At 37.5% G+C, this 17,312-nt stretch carries 16 protein-coding genes; 8 read left to right on the top strand and 8 right to left on the bottom strand.

Translation table 11 applies throughout. The features are described from left to right. Nucleotides 1-3: 3 nt before the first annotated feature. Nucleotides 4-807: a class I SAM-dependent methyltransferase gene (locus ACJJVW_RS04005; RefSeq protein ID WP_405250821.1), complete on the top strand. Its 804-nt coding sequence runs from the start codon at nucleotides 4-6 to the stop codon at nucleotides 805-807. Here ACJJVW_RS04005 and msrA read toward each other — a convergent pair. From msrA to ACJJVW_RS03990, 3 genes are all read right to left on the bottom strand, one after another. Beyond that, on the bottom strand, nucleotides 804-1,460 hold the full coding sequence (msrA, locus tag ACJJVW_RS04000; protein WP_405250820.1) for a peptide-methionine (S)-S-oxide reductase MsrA: 657 nt from the start codon (nucleotides 1,458-1,460) through the stop codon (nucleotides 804-806). The genes ACJJVW_RS04005 and msrA overlap by 4 nt on opposite strands. A 207-nt stretch (nucleotides 1,461-1,667) precedes the next feature. Continuing rightward, entirely contained in the window at nucleotides 1,668-2,447 is a 780-nt protein-coding gene (locus ACJJVW_RS03995; RefSeq protein WP_013751262.1) for a zinc ribbon domain-containing protein, read from the bottom strand. A gap of 3 nt (nucleotides 2,448-2,450) precedes the next feature. Beyond that, nucleotides 2,451-3,545: a Nif3-like dinuclear metal center hexameric protein gene (locus ACJJVW_RS03990; protein ID WP_405250819.1), complete on the bottom strand. Its 1,095-nt coding sequence runs from the start codon at nucleotides 3,543-3,545 to the stop codon at nucleotides 2,451-2,453. Between the two features lie 33 nt (nucleotides 3,546-3,578). Between ACJJVW_RS03990 and lpxK the strand changes: the two genes are divergently transcribed. Continuing rightward, nucleotides 3,579-4,589 (top strand): tetraacyldisaccharide 4'-kinase, encoded by a 1,011-nt coding sequence (lpxK, locus tag ACJJVW_RS03985; RefSeq protein WP_405250818.1) that lies wholly within the window; start codon nucleotides 3,579-3,581, stop codon nucleotides 4,587-4,589. A gap of 27 nt (nucleotides 4,590-4,616) precedes the next feature. Here lpxK and ACJJVW_RS03980 read toward each other — a convergent pair whose 3' ends face one another. The 4 genes from ACJJVW_RS03980 to ACJJVW_RS03965 form a co-directional block, all read right to left on the bottom strand. After that, the gene (locus ACJJVW_RS03980; protein WP_405250817.1) at nucleotides 4,617-6,839 is read right to left on the bottom strand and encodes a response regulator; all 2,223 of its coding nucleotides are present in this window, start codon (nucleotides 6,837-6,839) and stop codon (nucleotides 4,617-4,619) included. A 32-nt stretch (nucleotides 6,840-6,871) separates the two neighbouring features. Then, nucleotides 6,872-7,873: a type I glyceraldehyde-3-phosphate dehydrogenase gene (gap, locus tag ACJJVW_RS03975; RefSeq protein WP_405250816.1), complete on the bottom strand. Its 1,002-nt coding sequence runs from the start codon at nucleotides 7,871-7,873 to the stop codon at nucleotides 6,872-6,874. A 4-nt stretch (nucleotides 7,874-7,877) separates the two neighbouring features. After that, nucleotides 7,878-8,753 carry a lipoyl synthase gene (gene lipA / locus ACJJVW_RS03970; RefSeq protein ID WP_379952728.1) on the bottom strand — a complete coding sequence of 292 codons (876 nt, stop codon included), beginning with the start codon at nucleotides 8,751-8,753 and terminating at the stop codon, nucleotides 7,878-7,880. 73 nt (nucleotides 8,754-8,826) lie between these two features. Continuing rightward, a complete protein-coding gene (locus tag ACJJVW_RS03965) occupies nucleotides 8,827-9,558 on the bottom strand; it encodes a biotin--[acetyl-CoA-carboxylase] ligase (protein WP_405250815.1) in 732 nt (243 codons plus the stop codon). Nucleotides 9,559-9,641: 83 nt separating this feature from the next. On the opposite strand from ACJJVW_RS03965, the gene rsfS reads away from it, so the two are divergent. From rsfS to ACJJVW_RS03935, 6 genes are all read left to right on the top strand, one after another. Then, on the top strand, nucleotides 9,642-10,013 hold the full coding sequence (gene rsfS, locus ACJJVW_RS03960; protein WP_108876919.1) for a ribosome silencing factor: 372 nt from the start codon (nucleotides 9,642-9,644) through the stop codon (nucleotides 10,011-10,013). A gap of 13 nt (nucleotides 10,014-10,026) precedes the next feature. Beyond that, complete coding sequence (ftsH, locus tag ACJJVW_RS03955) at nucleotides 10,027-12,003, top strand: ATP-dependent zinc metalloprotease FtsH (RefSeq protein WP_298329034.1); 1,977 nt, start codon at nucleotides 10,027-10,029, stop codon at nucleotides 12,001-12,003. A gap of 112 nt (nucleotides 12,004-12,115) precedes the next feature. Continuing rightward, on the top strand, nucleotides 12,116-12,730 hold the full coding sequence (locus ACJJVW_RS03950; RefSeq protein ID WP_379952726.1) for an LUD domain-containing protein: 615 nt from the start codon (nucleotides 12,116-12,118) through the stop codon (nucleotides 12,728-12,730). Nucleotide 12,731: 1 nt separating this feature from the next. Next, the gene (locus ACJJVW_RS03945) at nucleotides 12,732-13,535 is read left to right on the top strand and encodes a phosphatidate cytidylyltransferase (RefSeq protein WP_379952725.1); all 804 of its coding nucleotides are present in this window, start codon (nucleotides 12,732-12,734) and stop codon (nucleotides 13,533-13,535) included. Beyond that, nucleotides 13,525-14,175: a phosphatidylserine decarboxylase family protein gene (locus ACJJVW_RS03940; protein ID WP_379952724.1), complete on the top strand. Its 651-nt coding sequence runs from the start codon at nucleotides 13,525-13,527 to the stop codon at nucleotides 14,173-14,175. The genes ACJJVW_RS03945 and ACJJVW_RS03940 overlap by 11 nt, the downstream gene beginning before the upstream one ends. Continuing rightward, nucleotides 14,175-14,435: an acyl-CoA-binding protein gene (locus tag ACJJVW_RS03935; protein ID WP_298329022.1), complete on the top strand. Its 261-nt coding sequence runs from the start codon at nucleotides 14,175-14,177 to the stop codon at nucleotides 14,433-14,435. The genes ACJJVW_RS03940 and ACJJVW_RS03935 overlap by 1 nt, the downstream gene beginning before the upstream one ends. Nucleotides 14,436-14,516: 81 nt before the next feature. Here ACJJVW_RS03935 and ACJJVW_RS03930 read toward each other — a convergent pair whose 3' ends face one another. Continuing rightward, a complete protein-coding gene (locus tag ACJJVW_RS03930) occupies nucleotides 14,517-17,150 on the bottom strand; it encodes a valine--tRNA ligase (RefSeq protein WP_405250814.1) in 2,634 nt (877 codons plus the stop codon). Nucleotides 17,151-17,312: the final 162 nt, after the last annotated feature.

The following is a 17,312-nucleotide window of genomic DNA, read 5'->3' as shown; positions in this document are numbered from 1 at the left end:
ATTATGAAAGAGCAGTTTCAGGATTACTTTGGCACAAACAAGGAAACTTGGGAAAAGAAAGTGCCTATACATGCAGAGAGTAGCTTCTATGATGTGCCATCATTTTTAAATGGTAAAAGTTCTCTTAACAGCTATGAGTTGGATGCCTTGGGAGATGTAAATGGTAAAAGTTTACTCCATCTTCAATGTCATTTTGGACAAGATACGTTGAGTTGGGCAAGGATGGGTGCTTTGGTAACAGGAGTAGATATTAGTGAGGAGGCAATTACGCTTTCGCGAAAGCTAAACAAACAACTAGGGTTGTCTGCCGCATTTGTGTGCTGTAATGTTCTTGATACTTCAATGCATATCCAAGAGCAATTTGATATTGTTTTTACGAGTTATGGTGTGATAGGGTGGTTGCCAGATTTAAAACCTTGGGCGCTTATGATTGCACAGCGATTAAAGAGTGGAGGGACTTTTTATATGGTAGAGTTTCATCCCATCGTCTGGATGTTTGATTATACAGGAGATAAGCCGGTAATGAAGTATGGTTATCATCAGGATGAGGCAGTTTACGAAGAATATGAAGGGACTTACGCTCAGACTGATGCGCCCATGATAAGCAAGGAGTATGGATGGAATCACGGTTTAGGTGAAGTGGTTTCTGCCCTAATAGATGCCGGTCTTAAAATAGAAATTTTAAGAGAACGCGATGCTTCTCCTTATGATGTTCTTCCGGATTTGGTCAAAAATGAAAATGGCCTTTACGAAAGTAAAGACCATTTATATCCATTAATTTTTGAGATAAAAGCTACTAAAATTTAGTGTGCATCCTCTTTTAATAATTCTGGAAACTTCTGTGCAAAACGTCTATATCTTGGGATAGAAACGTTTTGAATATATGGGTTGCTTGGATTGTTTTTCTCGTAATCTTGGTGGTAGTCTTCGGCAATCCAAAATTTCTGAAACGGTAGTACTTGGGTGCTTATGCGACCATTGTAAGTAGACTCATTTAAAGCAGCAATAGTTTTATCTATTATTTTTTTCTCACTGTCGTTTTGATAGAAAGCGATAGAACGATATTGTGGACCTGCATCTGGGCCTTGACGATTTTTTGTGGTTGGGTCCTGTGATCCAAAAAACACATCTACCAGTTGTTGAAAAGAAATCACCTTTGGGTCATAAATTACTTCCACGGCTTCAGCATGCGTCGTGTTTCCGTAGCTCACTTGTTTGTAAGTTGGATTATCTTCTTTACCACCACTATAGCCACTTACGGCCTCATCGACACCTTTCACACTTTCAAAAACTGCCTCTACACACCAGAAACATCCACTAGCAAAATATGCCCTACTCATCCCATCTTGAAACGTCGTTTCCACTGGGTCAAGCATAGCTGTAGGCTCAGTCATAGGCTTAGGATCATGGTTGCAAGCCATAAAAGTAATGAGCGTTGCAAGGGAGGCAAGTAATTTCATAGAGGTTTTTTTAAAGTCTATAAAAGTACATCATAAGGGTTGAGATTGTTGTTATCGTTTTGTTAATCAATTATAGTCATTATAAAGTGGAGTATTTAATGAAAATATCTTGATGTGAAATCGGAAAATTGTTATTTATAGATAACTCAATGGTAAAAAAAAGCCCTCTATAAATAGAAGGCTTTTTAATGTTGTAAGGAAAAGTGGTTATAGCTTCTTAAAAAGCTTTACCATTTTCTCATGCTGCTCGTTTGCTAGTTCGCTATCTATTAAGATACGACCAGAGTGCTCGTCTGTGATGATTTTCTTACGTCCAGCAATCTCAACCTGTACTTGTGGTGGGATTGTAAAGTAAGATCCTCCAGATGCTCCACGCTCTATAGGTACAATAGCAAGACCATTACGTACACTAGAACGGATTCTCTTGTATGCTTTAACTAAGCGGTCTTCAATGTTAGTTTCATATTCTGCACTTTTAGCTAGAAGTGCTTGTTCTTCTTTCTCTGTTTCAGAAAGAATAGCATCTAGCTCGTTTTTCTTGTGCTTAAGGTGGTTCTCACGTTCTCCAAGGCGTTGCTTAGTTTGTGTGATAACTTCTCCTTTTTGCTCAATCTGTGCTTTGTACTCACGGATATTTTTCTCTGCAAGTTGAATTTCAAGTTCTTGGAACTCTACTTCTTTACTTAAAGCATTAAACTCACGGTTATTACGTACGTTTTTTTGCTGCTCAGAGTATTTTTTAATAGATGCTTTTGAGTCATCTATCTGGATTTTTTTAGCCTTGATAGAGTCGTCTACCAATTTTAAATCGTTTTCTAACTTCTCGATGCGCTTGTTAAGACCAGCTACTTCATCTTCAAGGTCTTCAACTTCCAGTGGAAGCTCTCCACGTACATTGCGGATCTCGTCCACACGTGAATCTATAAGTTGTAAATCGTAAAGCGAGCGTAGTTTTTCTTCTACTGTTGCTTCTTTCTTCTTTGCCATACGTTAAAAATAGTTGATAGGATTGGTATTTTCCTCAGATAAAATGATTGCAAAAGTACTAATTTTTTCTGTAAGATAATCGCATATTAGGTTTTTCGTATATCGCTCACTTTCATAATGTCCCACATCGCACAAAAGGATGCGGCTTTCGGCTTGATAATAGTCGTGATATTTTAAATCTGAAGTAACTAGTACATCGGCTCCTTGGGCTTTTGCACTTTTAATGGCAAAGGCTCCGCTTCCTCCTAGTACGGCTATTTTCTTTACAGGTTTACCTAATAATTGTGAATGACGTATACCACCTGTTTTAAATTGCGCTTTCGCGAAAGCTAAAAATTCCACCTCACTCATTTCTTTATCAAGCTCACCTATCATACCCATACCCACATTTTGTAGCGTATTTTCTAGAGAGGTGATTTCATAAGCAACTTCTTCGTATGGATGATTTTCAAAAAGTGTTTGTAAAATCTTAGACTTAAGGTGTTTTTCAAACGTAAGATGTACTTGTGTCTCTGGTTCAATGTGTTTTGTGCCTCTACTTCCTATAACAGGGTTAGAGTTTTCATTTCCTTTAAAAGAGCCTTGACCTTTTACTTCAAAGCTACACTCTTCATAATTACCTATACTTCCAGCTCCAGCTTTAAATAATGAATCAGTAACGCTCTTTACAGAAGCGTGTGGAACGTAAGTGGTGAGTTTGTAAATATGATGCTGTTTAGGGCTTAAAATCTTTGTGTTTGATAGATTGAGAGCTTTGCACATTCCAAAGTTAACACCGTGCTCTACATTATCTAGCGCAGTGTGAATTGCAAAAATGGCAATATCATTTTTAATAGCCTTTTGAACCACTTTTTGCACATAATTGCTTGCTGTAAGTCTTTTTAAACCTGAAAAAATTATAGGATGAAAGCAAACAATAAGGTTGCAGTTTTTTGTAATTGCCTCATCAACCACATTTTCTAGTGCATCATGTGATACGAGTATATTACTTACTTCTTGATGAGGGTCACCTACAAGAAGACCAACATTATCAAAATCTTCTGCATAAGCTAGTGGCGCCCATTCATTAATTAAATTACTTACATCTTGTACCTTCATAAGGGTAAAGATAAAAAATGATACCTTCGTTTTATGAGAAAACTACGTCTCTTGTTATTTCCCGTCGCGGGAATTTATTATTTAGTTACGCTTACGCGAAATAAGCTCTACGACACTGGTATATTTAAGTCAAAAAAATATGATATTCCAGTTATATGTGTGGGTAATTTGAGCGTGGGAGGAACTGGAAAATCCCCAATGACTGAGTTTGTAGTTCGGCTTTTGCATCATGACTATAAAGTAGCCACACTAAGTAGGGGTTACGGCCGAAAAACGAAAGGATACCTAGATGTTCATCCAGAAAATCAGGCAACTATGGTGGGTGATGAGCCATTACAATTTGCTCAGAAATTCAAAAATATACAAGTTGCAGTTTGCGAGGATCGTCAAACTGGTATCGAAACATTATTGTCAAAAGTCAATGCGCCTGAAGTTATAGTTCTAGACGATGCTTACCAGCATAGAAAGGTCGAAGCTGGGTTTTATATATTATTAACAGCATACAGTGATCTTTATAGTAATGACTTCTTGTTACCAGCTGGAAATTTAAGAGAGCCTAGAGCTGGTGCGAGTAGGGCAGATGTTGTAGTGGTAACTAAATGTCCAGAAAATTTAAGTTCACAAGAACAAGCGTCTATTGTTGATTCTTTAAATGTGAATAAAACTCAGCAAGTATATTTTTCAGCTATATCATATGATGAGCAGGTGTATTCTGCAGAGGGAGCTGTGTCACTTAACCGGCTTAAGGTTAAAAAGGTTACGCTAGTGACGGGAATTGCAAATCCTAAACCGTTGTCGGTGTATTTAGCTAGTCAAGGGCTATCATTTTCTCATGAGGCGTATGGAGATCATCATAATTTTACAAGCTCTGAGATTGAAATGCTTGATGCATTAGATTGTATCCTCACTACAGAAAAAGATTATGTAAGACTTCGCCCCCTACTTAAGATGAGTGATTTGTATTATTTACCTATAAAGGCGCAATTTCTGGATGGTGAAGAGTTGTTGTCTGAGGAGATTAAAAACTTTGTCTCAAGTTTTTAAACGCAAGTAAATTTCAACAAAGAAGTCTTAGTTGAGCACTTTGCTATTCTTTAAGCCATTGTAGATTTTCTGAAAGAACTCTTCTACCTTATATGGTTTAGGAATGATGTCATTAAATCCAACAGCGTGAAATTCATCAATATTTTCATCTATCGTTACAGCGGTAAGCGCTAGTATAGGAATGTCTTTATCAAACAAACGGATTTGTTCTGTAGCTTCTATACCACTTATTCCAGGCATATGTATGTCCATTAGAATAAGGTCAAATTTTTCTGTGCGTGCCTTCTCTACAGCAATCTCACCGTTATCAGCCGTTTCGCAGGTGATTTTGTTTTTTTCAAGAATCTTGCGAGTAATCATTTGGTTAATCTTGTTGTCTTCTACTACAAGAATGTGACGATTCTCAAGGGCATTATAATCTATTTCGTACACGATGTCGTTTGCATTTGCTTCACCTGGAGCTGTTTGAGTCAGGTTGTAGTTAAGGTCAAATTTAAAGGTAGTTCCTTTGCCTAATGTGCTTTCTAGTATTATCTCACTATTAAGTAAGTCTAAAAGATTCTTAACAATAGATAACCCTAAGCCTGTACCGCCAAATTTTCTATTAATAGCTACAGATCCTTGTGTGAAGTTTTGAAAAATTGTTTTTTGTTTCTTCTTTGAGATTCCTTCACCATTATCTTCAATTTCGAAGTGAAGTTTTATGTCAGACTCACCTTGTTTAATCTTCTGTACACGAACCCAAACGTCACCATCTCGAGTGAATTTAATGGCATTTCCAACTAGGTTAATAAGTACTTGTGAGATCATTAATGGATCTCCCAGAAGTTCTGTAGGGATGTTAGAGTCAAATTCAATATGCAATTTATTCCCTTTATCTCGAGCAGATTTGCCTAAAGCAAATAACACATCTTCAATACGCTTCTTGATATTGAAAGCTGTTTCTTCAACTTCTACCTTGTTTGCCTCTAATTTATTGAGGTCAAGTATGTTGTTTATTAGGGAAAGTAGATACTCTCCAGAAAATTTGAGAGAGTCAAGGTGCTTTTTCTGATCTTCCGTTGGGTTTTCAGATAGGAGTAAGTGTGTTAATCCTGTAACAGCATACATGGGTGTTCGAAGCTCATGTGTTATTGTTGATAAGAACTGAGCTTTCACCATTGACGCTTTTTCTGCATTATCTCTTGCAATTACAAGCTCCACGTTTTTAGCTTGTAAAAGCTCATTTGCTTTTGCTCTTAGGTTGTTGTTCTTGTACAAGGATAGGGTGAGCAGTGCAAGAATAGAGCAGAGGGCGATACTTAGTACGAGAGTGAGTCTCATAGCTCTAGAGTTTCTGTCTTCTTCTATTTCAATGTCTTGTTCTAGTCGTTTTACCATGTCATCAAGTTCTTGATTCTCTGATGTTGGTAGTGGAACACTTGATATTTTACTTAGCGTATTTTGATCTGTTGCTTGATAGTACGATGTTAGGTGGTCATTTGCTTCTCTGTAGTTTCCGCGCCCTTGAGCTACTAGGTGCTTAACTTTGAATAAGGTAGTGCTAATACTCGGAAAATTATTTGAGCTTAATAGCGACTCAACTTCCAGTAAAGTTTCATCTGCTTCTTCAAGTCTACCTAATTCGGCTAGGCTTAATGCTTTATTGGTAAGCGCTTGAGTTTTTAGGTAGTCGCTCTTTTCATTTTTTGCATATTCAATACTCTTGTTGTAAGATGCAATAGCGTCTAGATGGCTTTCACTATTTCTTAAAATGTCACCTTTTAATGTGTGCAATTGAGCCTTTAAGTCGTCTCGAGTGCTATTTTCGAGAGTTACAATTCCATTAGAAATATATGTTAGGGCAGTGGTGGTGTCTTTTTTTATAAGAGCTAGTTGAGTAGCGGTAATGTAACTCTGCCCTAAAAGATCGAGACTTTTAGTTTCCTTTTGTAAGGCTATTGCACGCTCGTTTTCAATAAGTGCTTTCTCGTAATCATTAAGTTGAAAATATAGCTTTGCGAGAGTTCCAGATGCAAGACCTACGCGCTTTGTGTGGCCTATGCCTGTTGCTAGGTCTCTAGAATACTTTAGTATATCAATGGCATGGTTATAATTGCGATCAGAAACTGCAATCACAGCTCGCTTGAGAAGCGAGTCTATTTTATCATTGGTAAGCGTTTCCTCTACATTCTCTCTTTCTTGGGCAATACTTATCACAGGATAAGAAAGAAGAAGCGCTAGAAGAAAACGTACTAATAGCAAATTCATAAGAAATTCTGATTATTCAACTGCAATATATATTATTTTGTAGAAATCCGTAGTATTAAGTCAACTATTCTGCTAGAATATCCCATTTCGTTATCATACCAGCCTATAATTTTTACCATCTTACCTATTACAGATGTCATTTGTGAATCAAAAGTGCATGAATAAGGATTTCCTACAATGTCTATTGATACGATAGGGTCTTCCGTATACGATACAATACTTTTAAATCTTCCTAACGATGCTTTGCGCATAGCGTCATTGATTTCGTTAATTGAGGTGTCTCTTTTTACATTAAATGTAATATCCGTGAGAGATCCATTTGGAACGGGTACGCGTATTCCACAACCACCTATTACATCAGAGAGATGAGGGAAGATGCCTGTTAAGGCTTTTGCTGCTCCAGTAGTAGTAGGTACAATACTTTGTCCTGCCGCTCTGGCTCTTCTTAAATCTCGATGCGGTTGGTCATGTAAGCTTTGATCTGTAGTGTAAGAGTGTATTGTAGTTATATATGCTTGCTCAACACCACACAGTTCGTCTATAATTTGCACCATGGGTGCTGCATTATTTGTAGTACATGATGCGTTTGAAATAATAGTATCGCTATCTTTTATTTCATGATCATTTACTCCCATAACAATCATGGGTATATCTTCATCAAGTGGCGGCACACTTAAAATTACTTTAGCTGCGCCGGCACTTATATGTTTTTCAAGATCTTTTCTAGTTTTAAACTTACCTGTACTTTCTATAACAATATCTGGAGATGTAATATTCCAAGGGATATTGCTTATCTCACTTTCATTATATAGCGGGATAGTTTTACCGTCAATAATTATAGTATGCTCACTATGTGACACCTCTTTTTTAAGAACACCTTGAATACTATCGTATTTAAGAAGGTGTGATAAAGTGCGGGCATCTGCTAGATCATTAATTGCGACTACTTCCATTGCTGGATGCTCTTCAATAAGTCTAAACACAGTGCGACCTATGCGGCCAAAACCGTTGATAGCAATCTTAAGTGTAGTCATTTTTTTATGTAAGGTGTTTCTGTGCTTTGTAAGAAGAGCGCACGAGTGCACCACTTTCTACATGACGGAATCCCATTTCTAAACCTATCTTCTCATACTTCTGAAACTGATCTGGAGTGATAAATTGTTTTACAGGAAGATGTTTTTTTGATGGCTGTAAGTACTGACCTATTGTTACGATATCTAGATTTACAGATCGTAAATCTTTTAGTGTCTGGATTACTTCATCTTCAGTTTCACCTAAACCTAGCATGATACCAGACTTTGTACGCTTAATTCCGCTGTCTTTTAAATATTTCAAAATACCAAGACTACGTTCATATTTGGCTTGTATACGTACTTCGCGAGTAAGACGTTTTACAGTTTCCATGTTGTGAGACACCACTTCTGGTGCTACAGCTACAATACGATCCAGTAAATCTTCTCTACCTTGGAAATCAGGAATAAGAGTTTCTAGCGTTGTATTTGGGTTCATGCGGCGTATAGCCTGTACAGTTTCTGCCCAGATTATAGTTCCCATATCCTTAAGGTCATCGCGATCTACAGAAGTAATTACTGCATGTTTGATGTCCATTAATTTAATAGATCGAGCTACTTTTTCTGGTTCTTCCCAGTCTACTTGCTCTGGACGACCTGTTTTTACACCACAAAATCCACAAGAACGTGTACATGTGTTCCCGAGAATCATAAATGTCGCTGTACCTTCACTCCAGCATTCACCCATGTTTGGGCAACTTCCAGAGGTGCATATCGTATTAAGACTGTATTTGTCTACTAGATTACGTAGGTCTTTATATTTCTTACCAGTAGGCAGTTTTACACGAAGCCATTTTGGCTTTGCGACGCGCTCTGGCTTAGTAATAGTGAGTTCTTCTTGCATAGCATTTTTTATAGCGTTACAAAGATACTAAATAATGAATTGTGGGTTGTTACGCTTTCGCGAAAGCGTACTCTTAATATAATAATTGAAGTTCCTTGAGATCGTACTCATTTACAATATCATTTTCTTCTTGAAGAAGTAGTTTTCCAGACTCTGAAACACCTTTTATTATTCCAACAAACTGACGCCCACCTGCCGAAATAAATGTAGCAGGTTTATCTTTTTTAAATAAGTGAGCTTCATAGTCATTTTTGATGGTGTTGAATTCTCCTTTGAGAAGTAGGTCAACATAGTGATGAAATCTCTTGAGTAGAAGCGATAAAATTTCTTCCAACTCAAAGTGAATCCCTGTTCTAAACTTTATTGAAGTAGCGCGAGGTACATTATTCCACTGTGTCTGATTTACATTAAGTCCTACGCCTAAGATCATTGCGTCAAGTTGCCCGCCTTTTATGACACTCTCTATAAGTATGCCGCATATTTTGTCGTTATCTGTCAATATGTCGTTAGGCCATTTAACACGAACATTTTTTATGAGAAGTTTAGATAAAACATCTTTAACGGCGAGAGAAGCTGCCATAAGAGCATAAAATTGCTCGTTGATGGTAATTCGCTTTACTTTTCTAAAAACGCTGAAGGTTAGGTTTTTACCGCTTTCAGTTTGCCACTGAGTACCCATCTGTCCGCGTCCGGCAGTTTGTTCTAGAGCCCAAACTACGATGTCTTCCTCTGCGTTTTCTTCTTTTGAAATACGTTTGAGGTAATCGTTTGTTGAGTCAATGGTATGAAGTTTGTCTATGCGCATATGTAAAACACCCAGTCTAAACTTGTGTTAAGACCGCAGAGTAATGTAAATTTGTAATAACTTTGTGTAAATTAAAGAATTTAATGGTAAATAAGGAAAAGAATACAGATCAATTAATTGCTAAGATTGTCGAGGGAATTGAAGATGTGAAGGGACAGAATATTGATATACTGGATCTTAGAGATATAGAAAATACGGTTTGTGATTATTTTATCATATGTGATGGAACATCAAACACTCAAGTGGGGGCTATCGTAAGTTCTATCCAAAAGACTGCTAGTAAAGCTCTGCAAGAAAAAGCATGGCATATCGAGGGTATGGAAAATCAAGAATGGGTACTTATGGACTACGTAAATGTAGTCGTGCATGTTTTTCAAAAGCACATACGTGAATTCTATGATATAGAAAGTCTTTGGGGTGATGCAAAGATTACTACTATCCCATCAGATTATTAAAAAAAAAGATTAAATGGCTAAAGAAGAAAAGAATGCAGGCGGTACTCCGCCTAATAAACCTAAGTTTAGTTCTTACTGGATATACGGTTTAATTGTTATAATATTTATTGCAATCAGTATGCTTACTGGTAGTTCTGGGTTAGGTGAAGCACAGAAAACTTCTCTTTACCAATTTGAAGAATACCTAGAAGCTGGTGATGTTGCTCGTGTAGAGATCGTAAATAAAAACTCTGTAAAGGTTTATCTTACTAAAGAAGCCGAAGCAAAGGAAGTCCACAATAAAGGACGAGCTACAGGTTTTTTGAAACCTTCTGCAGGTGCTCCAGATTATCGTTTTGAAATAGGGGATTTACAGAATTTTGAAAATGATATCAACACAACGATTGATGAAAACAACCTAGACACAAGAGTTTCTTATGAGACGGAAGGTGATATGTGGGGGCTTGTTGCTAGTTTTCTTCCTTTCATACTTATCATAGGACTTTGGATTTTTATCATGAGACGTATGTCTTCTGGTGGAGGAGGAGGTCCTGGAGGTCAAATTTTTAACATTGGTAAGTCAAAGGCTAAGTTATTTGACGAGAAAACAGATGTAAAAACTACATTTAAAGACGTAGCGGGACTTGAAGGAGCAAAAGAAGAAATACAAGAGATTGTAGATTTCTTGAAGAATCCAGAGAAGTATACAAGTTTAGGAGGTAAGATTCCTAAAGGAGCGTTACTAGTAGGACAACCAGGTACTGGTAAAACATTACTAGCAAAGGCAGTTGCTGGGGAAGCAAAGGTTCCTTTCTTCTCATTATCAGGATCAGACTTTGTGGAGATGTTTGTAGGTGTGGGTGCTTCACGTGTACGTGATTTGTTCAAACAAGCAAAAGAAAAATCTCCAGCTATAATATTTATAGATGAGATTGATGCAATAGGACGTGCTCGTGGAAAAAATAACTTTTCTGGAGGTAATGATGAGCGTGAGAATACACTTAACCAACTTCTAACAGAGATGGATGGTTTTGGCACTAATACAAACGTAATTGTGCTTGCTGCTACAAACAGAGCAGACGTTCTTGATAAAGCTTTAATGCGTGCTGGTCGTTTTGATCGTCAGATTTATGTGGATCTTCCAGATGTACGTGAGCGTAAAGAGATTTTTGAAGTTCACCTTCGTCCTTTGAAAAAGGTAGATGATGAGCTTGATGTGGATTTCCTTGCAAAGCAAACTCCAGGTTTCTCTGGAGCAGATATTGCAAACATGTGTAACGAAGCTGCACTTATTGCTGCTCGTAAAGGAAGTAAAGCAGTAGGTAAACAAGATTTCTTAGATGCGGTAGATCGTATTGTAGGAGGACTAGAAAAGAAAAATAAAATTATCACACCAGATGAGAAGCGCGCAATTGCTTTTCATGAAGCTGGACACGCTACAGTAAGCTGGATGCTTGAGCATGCTGCGCCACTTGTAAAAGTGACTATTGTTCCTCGTGGGCAATCTTTAGGAGCTGCATGGTATTTACCAGAAGAGAGGCTCATCGTACGTCCGGAACAAATGCTAGACGAAATGTGTGCTGCCTTAGGAGGTAGAGCAGCAGAAAAGGTAATCTTTAACAAGATATCTACTGGAGCTTTAAGTGATCTTGAGAAAGTAACTAAGCAGGCTAGAATGATGGTCACTGTTTATGGATTAAATGATAAAGTAGGTAACCTTACTTATTATGATTCTACAGGTCAGTCAGATAGTAGTTTTACAAAGCCTTATAGTGAGCAGACAGCAGAAATAATTGATAAAGAAATCTCTAATATTATAGAGGGGCAATATCAAAGAGCTATCGATTTACTTACTAAGGAGAAAGAAAAGCTTACCCAACTAGCAGAATATCTTCTTGATAAAGAAGTGATTTTTAAAGATAACCTAGAGGAAATCTTTGGAAAACGTGCTTTTGGAAATGTCGAAATCGAAGAAGCTTCTGAAGATTCTGAAACAAAGCCACTAGTCTAGTTTTAGACTAAGCTATTAAGGGATAGACCCTCAAAAAATCTTGATTGTACCTAAGGTTCAGTCAAGATTTTTTATATTTGAAAAATACACCAAGCGTTGAGCAAATCTATTGATGAGTCTTTTTAGAAAAATCTTTGGAAATACATCTAAGTCAGATAGCCCCCATAGCGATAAAGAAGGTGAAGTGCGCAGTAAATACATGCCGGATATTAATACTCCAGCAGACGAGCGTTTCACAAAAAACTTTATCATAAATGGAGGGCGATTTTTGTATGCTCTTAATCAAGATGAGATTCATGAGAATTTTGATAACATCTTATTAGAAAACGATTGGTACGAAGAGCATGTGTTTTGTACAGATGATAACCTCAAAGAGATCTTTAAAGGTTATAATCTTACATTTGGAACAAATGGAGAAGCTCCTTTCTTTTTGACTACCTGTGAGAGCCTTGTAGCAAATGACGGATCTTTATTAGTGTGTTCTAAGCAACTAAAAGAATTAAAGCTAAACGATTTGCCTGAGAATATTATTGTTTTTGGGACTACAAGTCAAATAGTAAACACAATAGGAGAGGGATTAAGACTCATAAAAAATAGAAATTCTGGAAGTATACCTACTAACATTACTACTATTAAGAATTTTGAGTCAAAAGAAGATGATAAGGATTTTATGACCTATGGAAGTAGTACCAAGAATCTTTACCTGTTATTGCTAGAAGACCTTTAATATGCGTGAAATAATAATTAGAGGGCTGTCTGGATTGCTCTATGTGACCTTGTTGTTGCTTGCTATTTTTTCATTAGAAACTACATATCTAATAGTGTTTCTAGGTCTAGGAGTGGTAGTCTTATATGAGTTTCTTAAACTCATTGAGATAAAATCATTGCTTTCTTATGTTTTACTACTTCTTTGTGTAACCGTTTTATGTTATCTAAAGTTAGATAGAAGTGTTACTCTCATATTTTTAGCACTCACAATTACAGTAAACCTTTTTCTCATTAAAAATCTTATTAGGCCTTCAGAGCGATATATTACAGTTGCTCAAAAGTATGCTTATACCATATTTTATATCATAGGAGGTGTAGTGTTTACTATACTTCTTCCATCATACAAAGGAGAATATACCTCTTTACTTGTAGCAAGCGTATTTGCCCTTATATGGATTAATGATACCTTTGCATTTATAGTAGGTAAAAGTATAGGTAAGCACAAGCTGCTAGAACGTATCTCTCCTAACAAAACTGTCGAAGGTTTTGTGGGTGGATTAGTATTCTGTTGTTTGGCTAGTTTGTTATTTTACATTTTTACAGATCTTCTTAGTCTTCAGCTTTGGTTAACGATAGCGATTGTTACTTCTGTTTTTGGAACTTTGGGAGATCTTATTCAATCACAGCTCAAGCGTCAGGCTGGAGTAAAGGACAGTGGGCGCATCATGCCAGGGCACGGTGGATTATATGATCGACTAGATAGTATCATATTTGCAGCACCATTTTTATACTTATTTTTAATTGTACTTGACTATGTTCCATAAAGAAGGATATAAAATTATAGTAATATCACTCGTTATCTTTACGGGACTAATATTGGTTGCTAATAGATTTTTAGATAAAAACTGGTTGTTTTATCTAGTAGCAGTCATCTTAGGCGTGCTATTGTATCTAGTGCTTCAGTTTTTTAGAAATCCTGAGCGCACTGCTCCTCATGATGCAAATGTACTTACATCACCAGTAGATGGTAAAGTAGTTGTAATTGAAGAGGTGTATGAGGCAGAATACTTTAAAGACAAGCGTCTTCAGGTTTCTGTGTTTATGTCGCCACTTAATGTGCACGTTACACGTTATCCAGGAGGAGGGCGTATTGCTTACAGCAAGTATCATCCAGGTAAATACCTAGTAGCTTGGCATCCGAAATCTAGTACTGAGAATGAGCGTACAACTGTTGTTGTGACTACAGATAAGTTTGGAGATGTATTATACCGTCAGATTGCTGGTGCCCTTGCTAAGCGCATTATCAATTATGCAGAAGAAGGCCAAATGGTTGTACAAGGAGATGACAGTGGTTTTATACGTTTTGGTTCTCGTGTAGATTTATATCTACCTATAGGAACCAAGCTCGATGTAAAGCTTAATGATGTTGTAAAAGGAGCGAAATCGATAATAGCATCAATATAATGGATAAGAAGGTACTTCAAGAAAAATTTGAAGAAGCCCTCCGTAAGGTCAGTAATGCTAAGCAGGAATTTCCACCTGACGTATTACTGCAATTTTACGCGCTTTACAAACAGGCTACTCAAAAGAATACATTTAGTCACAACGAAGGAGAGCACGAGCTTGTAAGTGCCTTTAAGATTAATGCATTACTACAAGTTAAATCAATGACTGCGCGAGAGGCAAAAGAAGCGTATATCGAAGCCGCAGATAAATATTTGTAAAAACAATTGACTAGATTATATAAAATAGCAAAGGCGCAGATATCATCTGCGCCTTTGTTGTTATAATAGGTATTTGAAAGTCTATGTCAAACTAGCAAGACGTTTTTCTAAAGCCTCAATTTTTGCTTCGGCATCTGCCATCTTTTGCTTTTCGATCTCAACCACCTTTTCTGGTGCATTGCTTACAAAGCGTTCGTTTGATAGTTTCTTAGAAACAGATATAAGGAAACCTTTCGTGTATTTGAGTTCTTCCTCAATTTTTGCAACTTCGGCCTCTACATCAATAGCACCTGCAAGTGGTATGAAGTACTCATTAGATTTTACTCTAAAGGATAATGCTCCGTCTAGTGGCGCTTTCGCAAAAGCGATCTCACTCACATTCCCTAACTTCGAGATGATGCCATCATAGTCTGATGATGCTTTCTCATTGCTTAAAAGATGTAATTCTATTTGATCTTTAAAAGCTATATTCTTACTTTTTCTTATCGTTCTTATTCCTGAAACAACTTGTGTAGCGTAGTCAAAATCTGCAATGATTTGCTCATTTACTTCACCTCCTTCTGGCCATTTATTAATAATTAGCGCTTCTTCTGGAGTACGTGTAGCGATTGTCTGCCAGATCTCTTCAGATGCAAAAGGAATAAATGGGTGAAGGATACGTAGGTTGTTTTCAAATGCTGCAATTACCGCATCATAAGTTTTACGATCAATAGGCTGCTGGTATGCTGGCTTTATAATTTCTAGTAACCAACCACAGAAGTCATTCCATACTAGTTTGTAACTAGCCATCAAAGCGTCAGAAATTCTATATTTTGAGAAGTGGTCTTCTATCTCAATAAGTGTCTGGTTAAAACGGTTAGTGTACCACTCTAGACCTTGTGAACTGTGTGGAGGTTGTGGTATGGTCTCATCAATCTCCCAGCCTTGTATAAGGCTAAAGGCACTTAAATTTTTCTTGATGAATCCTTTTCCTTGCTTGAGTAAATCTTCATCAAACATAAGGTCGTTACCAGCGGCACTACTCAATAATAGTCCTACACGTACACCATCTGCTCCGTACTCTTTTATGAGCTCTAGCGCATCTGGTGAGTTACCTAATGATTTAGACATCTTACGACGCTGCTTGTCTCTTACAAGTCCTGTGAGGTATACATTTTGGAAAGGTCTTTTATCTGTATACTCATATCCAGCTATGATCATACGCGCTACCCAAAAAAATAAAATATCTGGACCCGTTACAAGATCATTAGTAGGGTAGTAGTAGTTAAACTCTTCATTGTCTGGATTGCGTACTCCGTCAAAAACACTCATAGGCCATAACCAAGAGCTGAACCAAGTGTCCATAGCATCTTCGTCTTGACGTAAGTCTGTTGCAGTGAGGGAATCGTTTCCGGTACGCTTTCGCGAAAGCGTAACAGCCTCCTCCATACTTTCTGCTACCACAAAATCCTCTTTGCCATCTCCATAGAAATAAGCAGGAATTTGCTGTCCCCACCATAATTGGCGAGAGATATTCCAGTCACGTATATTCTCCATCCAGTGACGGTAGGTATTTTCAAATTTCTTAGGAAATAACTTTACCTCGCCAGTTTCAAGCACAGCTTTTATGGCAGGTTTTACAAGCTCTTCCATTTTAAGGAACCACTGGTCAGATAGTCTAGGCTCAATTACGGCCTTTGTACGCTCAGATGTTCCCACTTTATTAATGTGGTTCTCTGTTTTTACTAGAGCGCCTATTTCTTCAAGTTCTTTTTTGATATTCTTACGACATTCAAAACGATCTTGACCTTCATAATGAAGTCCAAAACTATTAAGAGAAGCGTCATCATTAAAGATGTCTATTACTTCTAGCTTATGTTTATCGCCCAGCATTTTGTCATTCTCGTCGTGTGCCGGAGTAACCTTTAGGCATCCTGTTCCAAACTCAAGATCTACATACTCATCTTCTATAATAGGAATCACACGGCCGCTTATAGGTACAATCGCTTTCTTTCCTTTAAGATGCGTGAAGCGTTCGTCTGTAGGGTTGATGCATATAGCAGTATCGCCAAAAATAGTTTCTGGACGTGTAGTGGCAATCGTTAACGTTTCATCAGAGCCTTCTAGTTTGTAGTTAAGGTAGTATAGAAGTCCTTGACGTTCTTCGTGTATTACTTCCTCGTCAGAAAGTGTAGTTTTTGCTTCTGGATCCCAGTTTACCATGCGGTAACCGCGATATATAAGTCCTTTATTATAAAGATCTACAAAGGTTTTTATAACAGACTCAGACATTGCTGGGTCCATTGTAAATGCGGTGCGTTCCCAGTCACATGAAGCTCCTAGCTTTTTGAGCTGATCGAGGATTACCCCACCATACTCTTCTTTCCACTCCCATGCATGCGCAAGAAACTCCTCACGAGTAAGATCAGATTTTTTTATCCCTTGTTCTTTAAGACGTGCAACTACCTTTGCCTCTGTAGCAATAGAAGCGTGATCTGTTCCAGGTACCCAGCAAGCATTTTTTCCTAACAATCGAGCGCGACGTACTAAAACATCTTGAATCGTATTGTTAAGCATATGTCCCATGTGTAAGACTCCAGTGACGTTAGGAGGCGGTATCACAATGGTATACGGTTCTCTATCGTCTGGTGTAGAATGGAAGTAATTATGTTCCATCCAGTAGCTGTACCACTTGTCTTCTACTTGGGTAGAATCATATTTTGATGCTATACTCATAGTTTGGTCTGATTATTGTCTTAAAGTAAGCAAAAGTAGGGATAACAGTAGGATTATTGTGTAGACAAAGTGCTATTTTTGGCACACATATACAGTAGCGCATCATGTTAATGTTAATATCATTCTTGGCAGGTGTTTAATTTGTAGTTACATTTGGAATCC

It is taken from the genome of Dokdonia sp. Asnod3-C12 (assembly GCF_045063975.1).
GTDB lineage: Bacteria > Bacteroidota > Bacteroidia > Flavobacteriales > Flavobacteriaceae > Dokdonia.
Note: the sequence above shows the minus strand (reverse complement) of the source record. Positions and strands in the feature narration are given on the sequence as shown.